Source organism: Enterobacter cloacae complex sp. P27C, from assembly GCF_014895705.1.
Classification (GTDB): Bacteria; Pseudomonadota; Gammaproteobacteria; order Enterobacterales; family Enterobacteriaceae; genus Enterobacter; species Enterobacter bugandensis.
In genome coordinates this window covers 505,858-522,138 of record NZ_JADBQB010000004.1, presented here as the reverse complement: position 1 = coordinate 522,138, position 16,281 = coordinate 505,858, and the positions used below count along the sequence as shown (strand labels likewise).

At 53.5% G+C, this 16,281-nt stretch carries 14 protein-coding genes; 2 read left to right on the top strand and 12 right to left on the bottom strand.

Annotated elements, in window-relative coordinates; genetic code table 11:
- Positions 1-3: 3 nt before the first annotated feature.
- The 12 genes from fabZ to rpsB form a co-directional block, all read right to left on the bottom strand.
- On the bottom strand, positions 4-459 hold the full coding sequence (gene fabZ / locus IM291_RS11095) for a 3-hydroxyacyl-ACP dehydratase FabZ (protein ID WP_010426706.1): 456 nt from the start codon (positions 457-459) through the stop codon (positions 4-6).
- Between the two features lie 102 nt (positions 460-561).
- Positions 562-1,587 (bottom strand): UDP-3-O-(3-hydroxymyristoyl)glucosamine N-acyltransferase, encoded by a 1,026-nt coding sequence (gene lpxD, locus IM291_RS11090; protein ID WP_041911190.1) that lies wholly within the window; start codon positions 1,585-1,587, stop codon positions 562-564.
- A gap of 3 nt (positions 1,588-1,590) precedes the next feature.
- Complete coding sequence (gene skp / locus IM291_RS11085; protein ID WP_014882635.1) at positions 1,591-2,085, bottom strand: molecular chaperone Skp; 495 nt, start codon at positions 2,083-2,085, stop codon at positions 1,591-1,593.
- Between the two features lie 122 nt (positions 2,086-2,207).
- Positions 2,208-4,625 carry an outer membrane protein assembly factor BamA gene (gene bamA, locus IM291_RS11080; RefSeq protein WP_028015584.1) on the bottom strand — a complete coding sequence of 806 codons (2,418 nt, stop codon included), beginning with the start codon at positions 4,623-4,625 and terminating at the stop codon, positions 2,208-2,210.
- 31 nt (positions 4,626-4,656) lie between these two features.
- Positions 4,657-6,009, bottom strand: a complete 1,353-nt coding sequence (gene rseP, locus IM291_RS11075) for a sigma E protease regulator RseP (protein ID WP_041911192.1) — start codon at positions 6,007-6,009, stop codon at positions 4,657-4,659.
- Positions 6,010-6,020: 11 nt separating this feature from the next.
- The gene (gene cdsA / locus IM291_RS11070) at positions 6,021-6,878 is read right to left on the bottom strand and encodes a phosphatidate cytidylyltransferase (RefSeq protein ID WP_041911193.1); all 858 of its coding nucleotides are present in this window, start codon (positions 6,876-6,878) and stop codon (positions 6,021-6,023) included.
- Between the two features lie 12 nt (positions 6,879-6,890).
- Positions 6,891-7,649 carry a (2E,6E)-farnesyl-diphosphate-specific ditrans,polycis-undecaprenyl-diphosphate synthase gene (gene ispU / locus IM291_RS11065; RefSeq protein ID WP_028015581.1) on the bottom strand — a complete coding sequence of 253 codons (759 nt, stop codon included), beginning with the start codon at positions 7,647-7,649 and terminating at the stop codon, positions 6,891-6,893.
- 185 nt (positions 7,650-7,834) lie between these two features.
- Positions 7,835-9,034, bottom strand: coding sequence for a 1-deoxy-D-xylulose-5-phosphate reductoisomerase (gene ispC / locus IM291_RS11060; protein ID WP_192986854.1), 1,200 nt, complete (start codon positions 9,032-9,034; stop codon positions 7,835-7,837).
- A gap of 95 nt (positions 9,035-9,129) precedes the next feature.
- Positions 9,130-9,687, bottom strand: a complete 558-nt coding sequence (gene frr, locus IM291_RS11055; RefSeq protein ID WP_003856180.1) for a ribosome recycling factor — start codon at positions 9,685-9,687, stop codon at positions 9,130-9,132.
- Between the two features lie 167 nt (positions 9,688-9,854).
- Entirely contained in the window at positions 9,855-10,580 is a 726-nt protein-coding gene (gene pyrH, locus IM291_RS11050) for a UMP kinase (RefSeq protein ID WP_008501910.1), read from the bottom strand.
- Between the two features lie 150 nt (positions 10,581-10,730).
- Positions 10,731-11,582 (bottom strand): translation elongation factor Ts, encoded by an 852-nt coding sequence (tsf, locus tag IM291_RS11045; protein WP_028015579.1) that lies wholly within the window; start codon positions 11,580-11,582, stop codon positions 10,731-10,733.
- Between the two features lie 117 nt (positions 11,583-11,699).
- On the bottom strand, positions 11,700-12,425 hold the full coding sequence (gene rpsB, locus IM291_RS11040) for a 30S ribosomal protein S2 (protein ID WP_003856207.1): 726 nt from the start codon (positions 12,423-12,425) through the stop codon (positions 11,700-11,702).
- Positions 12,426-12,747: 322 nt separating this feature from the next.
- Here rpsB and map point away from each other — a divergent pair, with 322 nt between their 5' ends.
- Together map and glnD are read left to right on the top strand one after the other, a co-directional pair.
- Positions 12,748-13,542 carry a type I methionyl aminopeptidase gene (map, locus tag IM291_RS11035; protein ID WP_028015578.1) on the top strand — a complete coding sequence of 265 codons (795 nt, stop codon included), beginning with the start codon at positions 12,748-12,750 and terminating at the stop codon, positions 13,540-13,542.
- Between the two features lie 62 nt (positions 13,543-13,604).
- Positions 13,605-16,280, top strand: a complete 2,676-nt coding sequence (gene glnD / locus IM291_RS11030; RefSeq protein WP_008501914.1) for a bifunctional uridylyltransferase/uridylyl-removing protein GlnD — start codon at positions 13,605-13,607, stop codon at positions 16,278-16,280.
- Position 16,281: the final 1 nt, after the last annotated feature.

Below are 16,281 nucleotides of genomic sequence, written 5' to 3'. Positions count from 1 at the left end.
GTATCAGGACTCCCGGCTACGAGCACACATCATCGTCGCTTCGCAAACAACTTTGCCGTCAACCAGCGCTACGCCTTTGAAGCGAGTCAGGCCACGACGCGTTTTTTCAAAAGTGACTTCCATGATCATCTGATCACCAGGCACGACAGGACGCTTGAAGCGTGCTTCATCAATACCTGCGAAGTAATACAGTTCACCCGGCTCCAGCTTACCGACGCTTTTAAACGCCAGAATACCGGTAGCCTGAGCCATCGCTTCCAGAATCAACACACCCGGGAAGATAGGCTTACCCGGGAAGTGTCCCTGGAAGAACGGCTCATTCACGGAAACATTTTTCACTGCGCGCAGAAAACGACCTTCTTCAAAATCCAGCACACGGTCTACCAGCAAAAACGGGTAGCGGTGCGGCAGAAGTTCTAAAATCTCTTCAATATGCAGAGTATGAGTGTCAGTAGTCAAAATACTCTTCCTGTCAAAATGTACTGATAACAATAATAACACGGCCTGCCGGTTTATTAGAAAGCCGACAGGCCGGGAAAGATAGCGTTAAACGGGTGACGTTTAGTCTTGTTGATCGATCTTACGCTCAAGAGACTTGAGTCGCTTGCTCATATCATCAATGTTCATCACCAGAGCTGCTGTTTTACGCCATACCTTGTTGGGTTGCAGCGGAATACCGGAGGAATAGACGCCAGGTTCAGTGATAGGACGCATTACCATACCCATACCCGTCACCGTCACCTTGTCGCATATTTCCATATGGCCATTAATCACGCTCGCGCCGCCAATCATGCAGTAACGACCAATTTTCAGGCTGCCCGCCATGATGACGCCCCCCGCAACCGCGGTATTGTCGCCAATCACAACGTTATGCGCAATCTGGCACTGGTTATCGATGATAACACCATTGCCAATGATAGTGTCGTCGAGTGCACCACGATCGATCGTGGTACAGGCCCCGATCTCCACGCGATCGCCAATAATAACGCGACCAAGCTGCGGGATCTTAACCCAGTTACCGCGATCGTTCGCGTAACCAAAGCCATCAGAACCAATCACGGTACTGGACTGGACGAGGCAATTTTCGCCGATTTCAACTTCATGATAAACGGACACATTGGCCCATAAACGGGTGCCAGCGCCGATTTTCGTATTTTTCCCAACGAAGCATCCGGGGCCAATGACGACGTTATCGCCCAGCTCAACGCCAGATTCAATAACCGCATTCGCGCCAACGGCCACGTTGTTACCCAGCTTAGCCGTCGGATCAATCGCTGCACTGGCAGCAATGTTCTGCGCCGGCTGCGGCGTGGTATCAAGAATTTGAGCCATGCGTGCATACGTCAGGTAGGGATTTTTCACTACCAGCGCGCTTCCAGTGGCAAAAGGAAGATCGTCCTGCGTCAGAACAACAGCTGACGCCTGGCATTGAGCCAGTTGTTCACGGTACTTAGGGCTTACCATGAAGGTAATCGTGCCAGCTTTAGCAGATTGCATGGACGCAACAGCGGTGATGACGATATCGCCATCACCGTGTAATTCTGCATCCAACTGCTGAGCTAAATCAGCCAGTCGAATTGAAGGCATTACTTATTTAACCTGTTTCAGAACATCAGCGGTGATGTCTTTAACATCGCTGCTGTTGAAAGCAACGGCATTCGCATCAACAACCAGATCGATGCTCTGATCGGCAGCAACTGCTTTAACAGCAGTCTGAATGCGAGTCACCAGCTTGCCACGCTCTTCGTTAGAACGACGCTGACGATCCTGCTCGAAAGCCTGCGCTTTCTGGGAGAAGGTCTGGCGCTGAGCCATAACGTCTTTTTCCAGTTTGCTGCGATCGCTTGCTTTCATGGTAGAACCATCACGCTGCAGACGCTGCATTTTGGACTGAAGATCGCCTTCCATACGCTGCAGTTCGCTCGCACGGCCTTTGAATTCGTTTTCCAGAGTCGCAGAAACACCTGTTTTCTGAGCGACCTGCTGGAACAAATTACCCATGTTGACGATTGCGATTTTGTCTGCTGCCTGAGCAGAAGTTGCCATCGCTAAACCGAGACCTGCAGCTAATAACCACTTTTTCACAATTAACTCCTTACCATCCCATTGGCACCAGAAGGTACCGTTCTTTGCGTGGCAAGGCGACCGTTTTACCGATCGCCGGTTGTCAGCGCTACACTGCCAACGCATTCCATTGCAGCGGATTATTACCAGGTTTTACCAATGTTAAACTGGAATTGCTCCGCTTTGTCTCCATCGTATTTCTTAAACGGCTGGGCGTAGGAGAAGACCAACGGCCCCAGCGGTGACATCCATTGTAATGCGATACCGGCAGACATGCGAATATTGCCCGGATCGCTATAGTCTGGAACGCCAGCCGCGCGCATCTGGGCAGTATTCTCCCAGTTGGTATCCCACACCGTACCCGCATCCCAGAAGAAGGACGTACGTACGGAGTTCGCGTATTTATCACTGATAAATGGCGTTGGGGTGATGAACTCCAGGCTGGCCACGGCCATGGCGTTACCGCCTACCGCATCATCAGAGCTACATACTTGTTTTGGATCACGGCTTGCGCAGTTATCTTCATCATTACCGCCGTAATAAACCGCTTTCGGACCAATGTTGTTAGACTGGAAGCCACGCACGGTGCTTGAACCACCCGCGTAGAAGTTCTCATAGAACGGCAACTCTTTACTGCCGATACCGTCACCATAGCCCCAACGGGTACGACCCAGCACCACCCACTTGTGATCGTCATCAATCGGGAAGTAGGACGCGGTATCCAGCGTCACCTTGTAGAACTCGTTATCGGAACCAGGAATGGTCACCTTACCGTTCAGGTTAACGCGAGAGCCTTCCGTTGGGAAGAAACCGCGGTCAAGACGGTTGTAGGTCCAGCCATAGTTGAAGGTGAAGTCATCTGCAGCAAAACCGTTGTCATCGCTGGAGGTACTCGCCGACTGGCCGATGGAATCCAGATAACGCCACATCGCCACCTGCGGCTGCATGTTGGACAGGTCGTTATGTACGTAACCTAAGCCCGCTCGCAGGGTGTTGTATTCGTTAACCGGGAAGCCAAGCGTTCCGTCCACACCGTAACTTTTGTTGGTGTAGGAAGACAGATCTGCATCATCCGCTTTAAAGTCGTTATAGAAGATACGACCGCCCAGGCTCACACCGTCAACGGTGAAGTATGGGTTGGTAACGGAGAACTCAGAGTAGGTCTGGTAGTCGTTTTTGGTACCGTTAATACCAACAGAGTAACCCGTACCCAGCCAGTTATCCTGCTGGACGCCTACCTGGAAACTCACGCCGCTTTCCGTGCCGTAGCCCACGCCGAAGTTAAAGCTACCGGTGTTACGCTCTTTCACTTTATAAACGACATCAACCTGATCCGGGCTGCCCGGTACACGCTGAGTTTCAGTATCTACGGTTTCAAAATAGCCCAGACGGTTCAGACGCTCTTTACCCTGGTCGACCAGGTCGCTGCCCAGCCACGCCCCTTCCATCTGACGCATTTCACGACGCAGAACGGAGTCTTTAGAGGTGTCGTTACCGACGAAGCGGATCTTACGCACGTAGAAACGGTTACCCGCATCAACGTTAACGTGCAGCTTAACGGTTTTATCCGCATCGTTGATTTCCGGCTGAGTTTGTACGCGCGGATAGGCATAACCATAGCGGCCGAGCAGCTTCTTAATGCTGTCTTCCATTTTGGTGACTTTGGATCCGCTGTACAGATCGCCCGGCTGAATTTTGGTCAGCGATTCGATCTCAGCAGAATGCCCCGCCAGGTTACCACTCACTTCAACACCAGAAAGCTTGTACTGATCGCCTTCAGTAATGTTAACCGTAATGTAGATACCTTTCTTGTCCGGAGTCAGACTGACCTGAGTCGAGTCGATGTTGAAGCGGGCATAACCGCGATCCAGATAGTAGCTGCGCAGGGTTTCAAGGTCGCCCGCCAGCTTCTGTTTCTGGTATTTACGATCGCCAACCACGTTCCACCACGGCACTTCATCGCGCAGCTGGAAGGTCGAGATCAGTTCGTCGGTGCTGAACGCGTGGTTACCCACGATGTTGATCTGCTGGATCTTCGCAGAAACACCTTCCTGGAAGACCAGCTTCAGGTCAACACGGTTACGCGGGAGCGGAGTGACAACCGCTTTCACGCTGGCGCTGTATTTACCGACGCTGTAGTAGAAGTCTTCCAGACCTTTTTCAATGTCTGAAAGGGTTGTGCGGTCCAGAGATTCACCCACACGAACACCCGATGCTTCAAGGTTTTGCTTGAGCATGTCATCTTTCACCGACTTGTTGCCGGAGAAAGTGATACTGGCGATCGTTGGACGTTCTTTTACCTGTACCAGCAGCGTATCACCATCGCGCAGGACGCGGACGTCCTCGAAGTTGCCGGTGGCAAACAGAGCACGGATGGTGTTACTGATATCTTCATCATTAACCGTATCGCCGGGGCGCACAGGCATACTGAGGAGGGCCGCACCAACGGCGACACGCTGAAGGCCTTCGAAATGAATATCTTTCACTACGAACCCGTCAGCACCGTATACGGTGGCGCTGCTAAACAGCAGCGACGCTATGAGCAACTTTTTCATCGCCATCGTTATTATGCGTTCTTCCTAACTAACTCTCTTACAACCGAGAGAAATCATTGAAAAGTGCAAGCCCCATTAACAGCACCAGCAAAATCGAGCCAATGCGATAACTAAAGTCTTGAACTCGCTCGGATACCGGCCCGCCTTTTAGCTTTTCAATCGCTAAAAACAGCAGATGACCCCCGTCTAAAACGGGAAGCGGGAACAGGTTGATAATCCCAAGGTTCACGCTAATAAGCGCGAGGAACATGAGATAGTAAATCACCCCGAACTCCGCTGACATCCCAGCCCCCTGAGCAATCGAGATTGGCCCACTGAGGTTGTTCAGTTTCACATCACCGGTTATCAATTTCCCCAACATGTTGACCGTCAGCTTCATCAGTTGCCATGTTTTATCCGTGGCTTCAAGAATGGCGCTGAACGGCCCATACTGGCGTATTGTCTTGTACTCATCTGGCAGCGGGATCACTTTTGGCACAACGCCTGCAAACCCTTCTGCCTTTTTGCCGACCGACTTCGTATCCGGGATCAGCGTCAGCGAAAGCGGACTGCCTTGCCTTTCAACTTCCAGCGCGAGGGACGTCCCCGGATTATCGCGCACCAGAGTAACAAAGGTCATCCACTCTGTTAATGGTTGACCATCGACTTTAACGATCCTGTCGCCAGCTTGCAAACCCGCTTTGCTCGCCGCCGAATTTGCCTGTACTTCGGCTAATACCGGCTCAATCTGCGCGCCGCGGGGACGAATGCCCAGCGCAGCGACGGGATCCTCTTTGTCTGGCTCGAAACGCCAGTGGCGTAAATCCAGTACTTTGTCCTGACGCGCGTCTGACCCAAACGGCGATACGCTGATAGTTGTCTGCGGATCGCCAATTTTGGCTACCAGCTGCAGTCGCACGGCATCCCAATCAGGGGTTTCGATGCCATCAATCGCTTTAAGTTCCATCCCGGAGGTAATTTGCGCACTCGCCGCGATGGAGTCAGGGGCAATATCCCCCACTACCGGACGCACGCCAGGGACGCCGATGATAAACACCAGCCAGTAAGCGAAAATCGCAAAGATGAAGTTGGCTACCGGTCCGGCAGCGATGATAGCGGCGCGTTGTCCAACGGTTTTGTTATTAAACGCACTGTGTCGCAGTTCGGGAGCGACAGGCTCAACACGTTCGTCGAGCATTTTGACGTAGCCGCCAAGCGGGATAAGGGCGATGACAAATTCCGTGCCGTGACGGTCGGTGCGCGTCCAGAGTGATTTGCCAAAACCAATGGAGAATCGCTCTACCCGCACACCACAACGGCGAGCAACCCAGAAATGGCCAAATTCATGCACGGTAATCAGTACACCCAGTGCAACAATGAATGCCGCCAGATTCCAGAGAATGCTCAGCATAAAACCTTCCGTTAAATCGTCCCGAATACCAGTAAAAGCAGGCAAGCAAATACTGGAACAGCCGCTGTCAGGCTGTCAATGCGATCCAGTATACCGCCATGCCCTGGAATAAGATGTCCGCTGTCCTTAATCCCTGCTTCACGCTTAAACATACTTTCGGTTAAATCACCGAGCACTGAGGCAAGTGCAGCAAAAATCGAGCACACCAGCAGTATTGATGGTGCCACGGCCAGATCTGCCCAGACGCCATAGCCCCAGGAGATGATCGCTGCCGTAAACAAGCCGCCGATGAAGCCTTGCCAGGTTTTCCCCGGCGAAACTTTTGGTGCCAGCTTATGTTTGCCAAACAGTTTACCAAACATATAGGCCCCGGAGTCAGCCCCCCAGACGAGAATCATCACATAAAGCAGCCAGATCGCACCGCTGTAGTGATTTTCGTCATAGTGCCAGGCGCGCAGCGCGACCATGCCCCAGAAAAACGGAACAATGGTGAGCAAACCAAAAATCAGTCGCAGCACTTTTGAATGACGCCAGATTGCGGCCGAACCTGGATAAAAAAGCACCAGTAACAGCGCAACAACCCACCAGGCCAACGACATCCACAAGGAGCCGGCAACCAGCGGTTGATGAATATCATGGTGATATTCAGGCAACGTAAACAGCATTATGGCCAGGATAAAGCCACAGAGTACCGCAAGCCATACTCGCTGGCTGCGCGAGGTAAAGCCGCTAAACTGTCCCCATTCCCACGCGGCAAGCATGCACACTACCAGCGTGACAATGGCGAATCCCACCGGGGGCAGTAAAAACAGCGCCGCAATGACAATGGGTATTAAAACAAAAGCGGAAATCAGGCGATACTTCAGCAAAAGCTACCCCCATCAGGCTTTGTCGCCACCTGGCTCGGTGCCGCCGAAACGACGCTCTCGATTGGCAAAGGCATGCAGCGCACCTTCAAAGTCTTGTTCATCAAAATCGGGCCAGAGAACATCTGTAAAGTAAAGTTCAGCATAGGCAATTTGCCATATCAGAAAGTTACTTATGCGATGTTCCCCCCCTGTCCTAATTACCAAATCCACAGGTGCCAGTTCATTCATGCAGATTTGCTTGCTCAGCGCCTCTTCATCAATCTGGTCGGGTCTCAACAGCCCTTCCTGAACCTGTTCGGCCAGATGCCGAACGCCCTGGATAATATCCCAGCGTCCACCGTAATTCGCCGCAACGTTGAGCGTCAGACCGGTATTATTTTCCGTCAGCGCTTCTGCTTTACGAATCCGCTCCTGCAAACGTGAGTTAAAACGACTGGTATCGCCAATGATGCGCAGGCGAACGTTGTGGCGGTGCAGGCTTTTTACTTCGCTGTCTAGCGCCCACACGAACAATTCCATCAACGCAGTCACTTCCTGCGGAGGTCGATTCCAGTTTTCACTGCTAAAAGCATAGAGCGTTAACGCATCAATGCCGTTATTGGCGGCAAAAGAGACGGCGCGGCGAACAGATTTCGCTCCCGCTTTATGCCCAAAGGCTCGTATTTTCCCTTGTCTTTTCGCCCAGCGCCCGTTGCCATCCATAATGATTGCTACATGACGGCAGCCATGAGCTGGCAAGTTTTCGCTTATTGGTTGATTCGCAGACAACATAACGCGTTTTTTGTCCCTGAAAGGATTTAACGGTACTCAGGAATACTTAAGCCTGTACATAAAAAAGCCGTGTCAAACCACGGCTTACCTGACCACATAAAGTCAAATTCCTGCGATCAGGTGGCGCAGACTATATCACTGAAGCCCAACGCTAACAAATAGCACGACCACTAGTGCTTGCTTTATCACCAGCTTGCGAGACGTGTCACCTGTTTACGCGCAATATCACGAGCAGCTGTATCCACCGCCAGCACCTCTTCCACGCTTTGTGGCTCACGCAAATCAATCATTTCCAGTACCGATAAATTTAAGGTCGCGATATCGGTAAAACGGATCTGCTGATTCAGAAATGCGTCAACGGTAATTTCATTGGCTGCATTCAGTGCCGTCGTCGCCGCCTGCCCCTGGTCAAAGGCGTTCATTGCAAGCTTCAGACAAGGATAACGATCGTAGTCTGGTTCACTGAACGTCAGAGAACTGAGCTTACAGAAATCAAGCGGCTTCACGCCGGATTTCACCCGGTTCGGCCATGCCATTGAATGGGCAATAGGCGTACGCATATCTGGCTCGCCGAGCTGTGCCAGCACGCTGCCATCCTGATAGCGCACCATCGAGTGAATCACCGACTGCGGGTGGATCAGTACTTCCATCTGTTTCGCCGACGCATTAAACAGCCAGCGCGCTTCAATGTATTCCAGACCTTTGTTCATCATGGTGGCAGAATCCACGGAGATTTTACGCCCCATTGACCAGTTCGGATGACGGCACGCCTGATCCGGCGTCATTGCGCGCAGTTCAGACAGTGGCGTTTCACGGAACGGGCCACCAGACCCGGTAAGCAGAATCGACACAACGCCATTCTGCTCCAGGTCAGCGTACCCCAGGTTCTGTTGAAAAGGTTGCGGTAAACTCTGAAAAATGGCGTTATGCTCGCTGTCGACCGGTAAAAGACGCGCCCCGCGCTGTTTTACCGCGTCCATAAACAGACGTCCGCAGGTCACCAGCGACTCTTTATTGGCGAGCAAAACATCTTTACCGGCATCGATCGCAGCAAGAGTCGGCAGCAGCCCGGCCGCGCCGACAATGGCCGCCATAACCTGGTCCACCTCATCCAGCGCCGCCATCTCGCAGGCCGCCTGCTGGCCACTCAGCACCTCGGTTCGGCTGCCCTTCTCACGCAGTTGGGCTTTTAGCAGGCGCGTGCTCTCTTCGTCATCCATCACCGCATAGCGGGGCATAAACTCCAGGCACTGCTCGACCATACGCTGCACATTCTTACCGGCCACCAGCGCTGTCACGGTGTAAAGTTCAGGATTATGGCGGACGACGTCGAGGGTACTGCAACCAATGGAACCGGTTGAGCCGAGGAGTGTTAAATGCTTCATGAGATGCCCGAAAAAAGTTAGACCAGATAAAAGCAAAACGCCGCCAGCAAGACCCGAAGTCCCTCTGAACGGCGTTTATCAGTGTACGACAGAAATCAGAACTGCATCAGTTCCGCTTCTTTTTCTGCCAGCGCCGCATCAATTTTCTTGATGGCAGCGTCGGTCATTTTCTGAATGTCGTCCTGAGAACGACGATCGTCATCTTCGCTGATCTCTTTTTCTTTCAGCAGTGCTTTCACTTTATCGTTCGCATCGCGACGCACGTTACGCACGGAGACACGACCCTGCTCAGCTTCACCGCGAACCACTTTGATGAGATCTTTACGACGCTCTTCCGTCAGCGGAGGCAGCGGAACGCGGATGTCAGCACCCGCTGAGCTTGGGTTCAGACCCAGGTCAGAAGCCATGATCGCTTTCTCAACGGCCGGGCTCATAGAGCGATCGAAGACGTTGATTTTCAGCGTACGGGTATCTTCAACCGTCACGCTCGCAAGCTGACGCAGAGGGGTTGGCGTACCGTAGTATTCTACGATGATGCCATCCAGCAGGCTTGGGGAAGCACGGCCAGTACGGATTTTGCTGATTTGGTTTTTGAACGCTTCTACGCATTTGTCCATGCGTACTTCAGCATCTTTTCTGATGTCGTTAATCACGTTACGAATCCTTGAAAACTTGTCTCAGGCAGACTATCCGCCAGCACAGCGCTACAGGTGTGCTAAGTATAGTCGCGTTTAATTCATGACAACGCCAAAGGCGCGTCCAGGTAAGATACCACTACAAAGTAAAGCGGAATCTTACCTGTATTTATCGTCGACGGAAATTATTCCGTGATCAAAGTGCCTTCTTTTTCGCCCATGACTACGCGACGCAGTGCGCCAGGCTTGTTCATGTTGAAGACACGGATCGGCAGTTTGTGGTCGCGAGCCAGCGTGAAGGCGGCAAGATCCATCACTTTCAGCTCTTTATCCAGCACTTCGCTGTAGCTCAGCTGATCGTACATGGTCGCAGAAGGATCTTTTGCCGGGTCGGCAGTAAACACGCCGTCTACTTTGGTCGCTTTCAGCACCACGTCGGCTTCAATTTCGATACCGCGCAGGCAGGCAGCGGAATCGGTGGTAAAGAACGGGTTACCCGTACCGGCGGAGAGGATCACCACGCGGTTGTTGCGCAGCAGGCTGATGGCCTCTGCCCAGCTGTAATTATCGCAAACGCCATTCAGGGGAATCGCGGACATCAGGCGGGCATTCACGTAGGCGCGATGGAGCGCATCACGCATTGCCAGGCCATTCATCACGGTTGCCAGCATACCCATGTGGTCGCCCACAACGCGGTTCATCCCCGCTTTCGCCAGACCAGCACCACGGAAAAGGTTGCCACCGCCAATGACCACGCCAACCTGGATACCCAGTTCGACCAGTTCTTTGATTTCCTGTGCCATGCGATCAAGGATGCTTGCGTCAATACCGAAGCCTTCCGATCCCTGCAGCGCTTCGCCACTCAGCTTAAGCAGAATGCGTTTGTACACGGGTTTTGCATTGGTAGCCATGTTTCTTTCCTGAGACTGTCAACGATTAAGATGGGAGTTAATTCTGGCGACATAATATGCCGCAAATCAGCACGGCGATACTGGAGCCTGTCTGATTTCCTGTGACGGGTGACAAAAAGAAGCCGCCCTCAGGCGGCTCCTTTTCAATCATTAAGACTGCTTGGACATTGCAGCAACTTCTGCTGCGAAGTCAGTCTCAACTTTCTCGATGCCTTCGCCCACTTCGAAGCGGATGAAGCCAGTTACGTCAGCGTTGTGCTCTTTCAGCAGCTGAGCAACAGACTTACTTGGATCCATAACGAAAGGCTGGCCAGTCAGAGAAACTTCGCCGGTGAATTTCTTCATGCGGCCTTCAACCATTTTCTCTGCGATTTCTTTTGGCTTACCAGACTGCATCGCGATGTCCAGCTGAACCTGGTACTCTTTCTCTACCACTTCAGCAGACACGTCTTCTGGCTTAACGAATTCTGGTTTGCTTGCAGCGATGTGCATTGCCAGCTGTTTAACCAGCTCTTCGTCAGCGCCTTTAGCCGCAACCAGAACACCGATACGTGCGCCGTGCTGGTAAGAACCCAGTACTTCGCCTTCCAGGGAAGATACGCGACGGATGTTGATGTTCTCACCGATTTTAGCAACCAGCGCAACACGTTCTTCTTCGAACTGTGCTTTCAGAACTTCAACGTCAGTGATTTTGCCAGCAACAGCTGCGTCCAGAACTTTGTTCGCAAATGCCTGGAAACCGCCATCTTTAGCAACGAAGTCAGTCTGGCAGTTAACTTCCAGAATGATGCCGTAGGTGCCGTCGATTTTAGTGATGATCACGCCGTCAGCAGCAACGTTGCCTGCTTTCTTAGCTGCTTTGATCGCACCGGATTTACGCATGTTTTCGATTGCCAGCTCGATGTCGCCGTTCGCTTCAGTCAGCGCTTTTTTGCAATCCATCATGCCTGCGCCAGTACGCTCGCGCAGCTCTTTTACCAGGGATGCGGTAATTTCAGCCATTCTTAAATCCTCGGGAGATGTGAACTGCCCGGCCGGAGGCCAAACAGTGTAAATTGAAAAAAGGGGCCGATAATGGGCCCCTATTCATACACGGTACTAATAAGGGGTAAAACCTTATTATTCAGCTTCTACGAAGCTTTCTTCCGCCTGAGAAGCCAGATCCTGGGAACGGCCTTCACGAACGGTAGCAGCTACAGCGCTCAGGTACAGGCTAACAGCACGGATTGCGTCGTCGTTACCCGGGATAACGAAGTCAACACCGTCCGGATCGGAGTTGGTATCAACGATAGCGAATACCGGGATACCCAGGTTGTTAGCTTCTTTGATAGCGATGTGCTCGTGGTCTGCATCGATTACGAACAGCGCGTCTGGCAGGCCGCCCATATCTTTGATACCGCCCAGGCTGTTTTCCAGCTTGTCCAGTTCACGAGTGCGCATCAGCGCTTCTTTCTTAGTCAGCTTGTCGAAAGTACCGTCCTGAGACTGGGTTTCCAGATCTTTCAGGCGCTTGATGGACTGACGAACAGTTTTCCAGTTGGTCAGCATGCCGCCCAACCAGCGATGGTTCACGAAGAACTGGTCGCAGCTGTTAGCAGCATCTTTCACAGCTTCGCTTGCAGCGCGCTTAGTACCAACGAACAGAATCTTACCTTTACGGGAAGAGATCTTGTTCAGCTCAGCCAGGGCTTCGTTGAACATTGGTACAGTTTTCTCAAGGTTGATGATGTGAACTTTGTTACGCGCGCCGAAGATGAAAGGCTTCATTTTCGGGTTCCAGTAACGGGTCTGGTGACCAAAGTGAACACCAGCCTTGAGCATGTCGCGCATGGAAACAGTTGCCATGTTTTAAAACCTCTATATTGAAAGTTGGGGTTATGCCTCCACGTATCCCATATTACCGACCCCGAAGGGCACCCCGGAATATGTGCCGATACGTGTGTGTTGTTACACAAAGTGAGATTTGTCGCTTCCGTCCAGCCTGTGTATCTGAGATGGATCGGAAGTCCGGCGCGCTTTATACCACAAAACACGACCAGAAACCAACAGTTGTTGGCGGAGTGTGCTGTTAATGATTCTCAATTTGGCACGGGGCGTGCCTGACTGATACCATTGACGACACTTAGACTAGTATTGTCGAAAAAATCGACACCGATGGACAGATTACATGGCTATCTCTATTAAGACACCTGAAGAAATTGAAAAGATGCGCGTCGCCGGTCGTCTGGCCGCGGAAGTGCTGGAAATGATCGAGCCGTTCGTGAAGCCGGGCGTCAGCACCGGCGAACTGGATCGCATCTGTAATGACTATATCGTTAACGAGCAGCACGCGGTTTCCGCCTGTCTCGGCTACCACGGTTTCCCGAAATCCGTCTGCATCTCTATTAATGAAGTGGTTTGCCACGGTATTCCGGACGACGAAAAACTGCTGAAAGATGGCGATATCGTCAATATCGACGTGACCGTCATTAAAGACGAGTACCACGGTGACACCTCGAAGATGTTCATCGTTGGCAAACCAACGATTCTGGGCGAGCGTCTGTGCAAAGTGACGCAAGAGAGCCTGTACCTGGCGCTGAAAATGGTTAAGCCGGGTATTCGCCTGCGCACTCTCGGTGCCGCAATTCAGAAATTCGTGGAAGCGGAAGGTTTCTCCGTGGTGCGCGAATACTGCGGTCACGGCATTGGCCGCGTCTTCCATGAAGAGCCGCAGGTGCTGCACTATGATGCTGATGACGGCGGCGTGGTGCTGCAAAAAGGTATGACCTTTACCATTGAGCCAATGGTCAACGCGGGTGACTACCGCATCCGTACCATGAAAGACGGCTGGACGGTGAAAACCAAAGACAGAAGCTTGTCTGCCCAGTACGAGCATACTATTGTGGTAACGGACAACGGCTGCGAAATTATGACGTTGCGCAAGGATGACACCATCCCGGCGATACTGACGAACATTGAGTGATAAGAAGCCGGCAAATGCCGGCTTTTTTAATGGCGATAGCTTTTTCTTATGGGTGGCGCACGATGAGTAATCTATTACCCGAACAGTATGCTAACACAGCACTTCCCACCCTCCCCGACCAGCCCGATAACCCGGGCGTCTGGCCGCCGCACGAGCTGACCTGCGCGCACATAAAAGCCCATATGGATGTTTTCCACCGCTGGCTGGGCAGCGCGTTCGACGCCGGCGTCTCTGCCGAGCAGCTCATCGAAGCGCGCACCGAATTTATCGACCAGCTCCTGCAGCGTCTGTGGATCGACTACGGTTTCGGGCAGGTGAGCGACGTCGCGCTGGTTGCCGTCGGGGGCTATGGCCGCGGGGAGCTGCATCCGCTTTCCGATATCGACCTGCTGATCCTGAGCCGCAAAAAGCTGCCGGACGAACAGGCGCAGAAAATAGGCGAGCTGCTGACTCTGCTGTGGGACGTCAAGCTTGAAGTGGGCCACAGCGTGCGCACCCTGGAAGAGTGTCTGCTGGAGGGGCTCTCGGACCTGACCGTCGCCACCAACCTGATTGAAACCCGCCTGCTGATTGGCGACGTCGCGCTGTTTCTGGAGCTGCAAAAGCATATTTTCAGCGACGGCTTCTGGCCATCCGAGAAATTCTTCGCCGCCAAGGTCGAGGAGCAAAACCAGCGCCACCAGCGCTACCACGGCACCAGCTATAATCTTGAACCCGATATTAAAAGCAGCCCCGGCGGCCTGCGCGACATTCACACGTTACAGTGGGTCGCCCGTCGCCACTTTGGCGCCACCTCGATGGACGAGATGGTCGGCTTTGGCTTCCTGACCGAGGCCGAGCGTAACGAGCTGAACGAGTGTCTGCACCTGCTGTGGCGCATCCGTTTTGCCCTGCATCTGGAAGTTACCCGCTACGATAACCGCCTGCTGTTTGACCGTCAGCTCAGCGTAGCGCAGCGGCTGAACTATCAGGGCGAAGGCAACGAGCCGGTTGAGCAGATGATGAAGGATTTCTTCCGCGTGACCCGCCGGGTCACCGAGCTGAACCAGATGCTGTTGCAGCTGTTCGACGAGGCCATTCTGGCCCTGACTGCCGACGAAAAGCCGCGCCCGATTGACGATGAATTCCAGCTGCGCGGCACGCTGATCGATCTGCGCGACGAAACGCTGTTTATCCGTGAGCCGGAAGCGATCCTGCGGATGTTCTACACCATGGTGCGCAACAGCACCATCACCGGGATCTACTCCACCACCCTGCGCCATCTGCGCCACGCGCGCCGCCATCTGACGCAGCCTTTGTGTTACATCCCGGAAGCGCGCTCGCTGTTCCTGAGCATGCTCCGCCATCCGGGTGCCGTTAGCCGCGGGCTGCTGCCGATGCACCGCCACAGCGTGCTGTGGGCCTATATGCCGCAGTGGTCACACATCGTTGGGCAGATGCAGTTCGATCTGTTCCACGCCTACACGGTGGATGAACACACCATCCGCGTGATGCTCAAGCTGGAAAGCTTTGCCAAAGAAGAGACGCGCTCCCGCCACCCGCTGTGCGTGGAGCTGTGGCCGCGCCTGACCCATCCGGAACTGATCCTGATTGCCGCCCTGTTCCACGACATCGCCAAGGGCCGCGGCGGCGATCACTCGGTGCTGGGCGCGCAGGACGTGCTGAAATTTGCCGAACTGCACGGTCTCAACTCGCGCGAAACGCAGCTGGTCGCCTGGCTGGTGCGCCATCACCTGCTGATGTCGGTTACCGCACAGCGTCGCGATATTCAGGACCCTGAGGTTATTAAGCAGTTCGCCGAAGAAGTTCAAACGGAAAACCGTCTGCGCTATCTGGTCTGCCTGACGGTGGCCGATATTTGCGCCACCAACGAGACCCTGTGGAACAGCTGGAAGCAGAGCCTGCTGCGCGAGCTGTACTTCGCCACCGAAAAACAGCTGCGACGCGGGATGCAAAACACCCCGGACATGCGCGAGCGCGTGCGTCATCACCAGCTGCAGGCGCTGGCGCTGCTGCGGATGGATAACATTGATGAAGAAGCGCTGCATCAGATTTGGGCCCGCTGCCGTGCCAACTATTTTGTGCGCCACAGCCCAAACCAGCTTGCCTGGCACGCGCGGCACCTGCTGAAGCACGATCTGTCTCAACCGATGATCCTGCTGAGCCCGCAGGCCACGCGCGGCGGAACGGAGATATTCATCTGGAGCCCGGACCGGCCTTATCTGTTTGCTGCCGTCTGCGCCGAGCTGGACAGGCGTAACCTGAGCGTTCACGACGCGCAGATTTTTACCACCCGCGACGGCATGGCGATGGATACTTTTATCGTGCTGGAGCCGGACGGCAGCCCGCTGTCCTCGGACAGGCATGAAGGGATACGCTTCGGTCTGGAGCAGGCGATCACGCAGCGCAGCTGGCAGCCACCGCAGCCGCGCCGTCAGCCGGCGAAACTGCGTCATTTTACTGTCGATACCGAGGTCAACTTCCTGCCGACCCACACCGACCGTAAATCGTTCCTGGAGCTGATCGCGCTCGACCAGCCAGGGCTGCTTGCCCGCGTCGGCCAGGTTTTTGCCGATCTGGGAATTTCGCTTCATGGGGCCCGAATTACAACCATTGGCGAGCGAGTAGAAGATTTATTTATAATCGCCACCGCCGACCGGCGTGCCCTTAATAATGACCTGCAGCTTGAAGTGCAACAACGGTTGACAGCAGCCCTCAATCCAAACGATAAAGGGTGAC

What these genes read in the sequence shown, in the direction of transcription:
- lpxD (WP_041911190.1), bottom strand. Translation starts at nt 1,587, where the DNA reads ATGCCTTCAATTCGACTGGCTGATTTAGCTCAGCAGTTGGATGCAGAA.
- bamA (WP_028015584.1), bottom strand. Translation starts at nt 4,625, where the DNA reads ATGGCGATGAAAAAGTTGCTCATAGCGTCGCTGCTGTTTAGCAGCGCC.
- rseP (WP_041911192.1), bottom strand. Translation starts at nt 6,009, where the DNA reads ATGCTGAGCATTCTCTGGAATCTGGCGGCATTCATTGTTGCACTGGGT.
- ispU (WP_028015581.1), bottom strand. Translation starts at nt 7,649, where the DNA reads ATGTTGTCTGCGAATCAACCAATAAGCGAAAACTTGCCAGCTCATGGC.
- ispC (WP_192986854.1), bottom strand. Translation starts at nt 9,034, where the DNA reads ATGAAGCATTTAACACTCCTCGGCTCAACCGGTTCCATTGGTTGCAGT.
- pyrH (WP_008501910.1), bottom strand. Translation starts at nt 10,580, where the DNA reads ATGGCTACCAATGCAAAACCCGTGTACAAACGCATTCTGCTTAAGCTG.
- tsf (WP_028015579.1), bottom strand. Translation starts at nt 11,582, where the DNA reads ATGGCTGAAATTACCGCATCCCTGGTAAAAGAGCTGCGCGAGCGTACT.
- rpsB (WP_003856207.1), bottom strand. Translation starts at nt 12,425, where the DNA reads ATGGCAACTGTTTCCATGCGCGACATGCTCAAGGCTGGTGTTCACTTT.
- map (WP_028015578.1), top strand. Translation starts at nt 12,748, where the DNA reads ATGGCTATCTCTATTAAGACACCTGAAGAAATTGAAAAGATGCGCGTC.
- glnD (WP_008501914.1), top strand. Translation starts at nt 13,605, where the DNA reads ATGAGTAATCTATTACCCGAACAGTATGCTAACACAGCACTTCCCACC.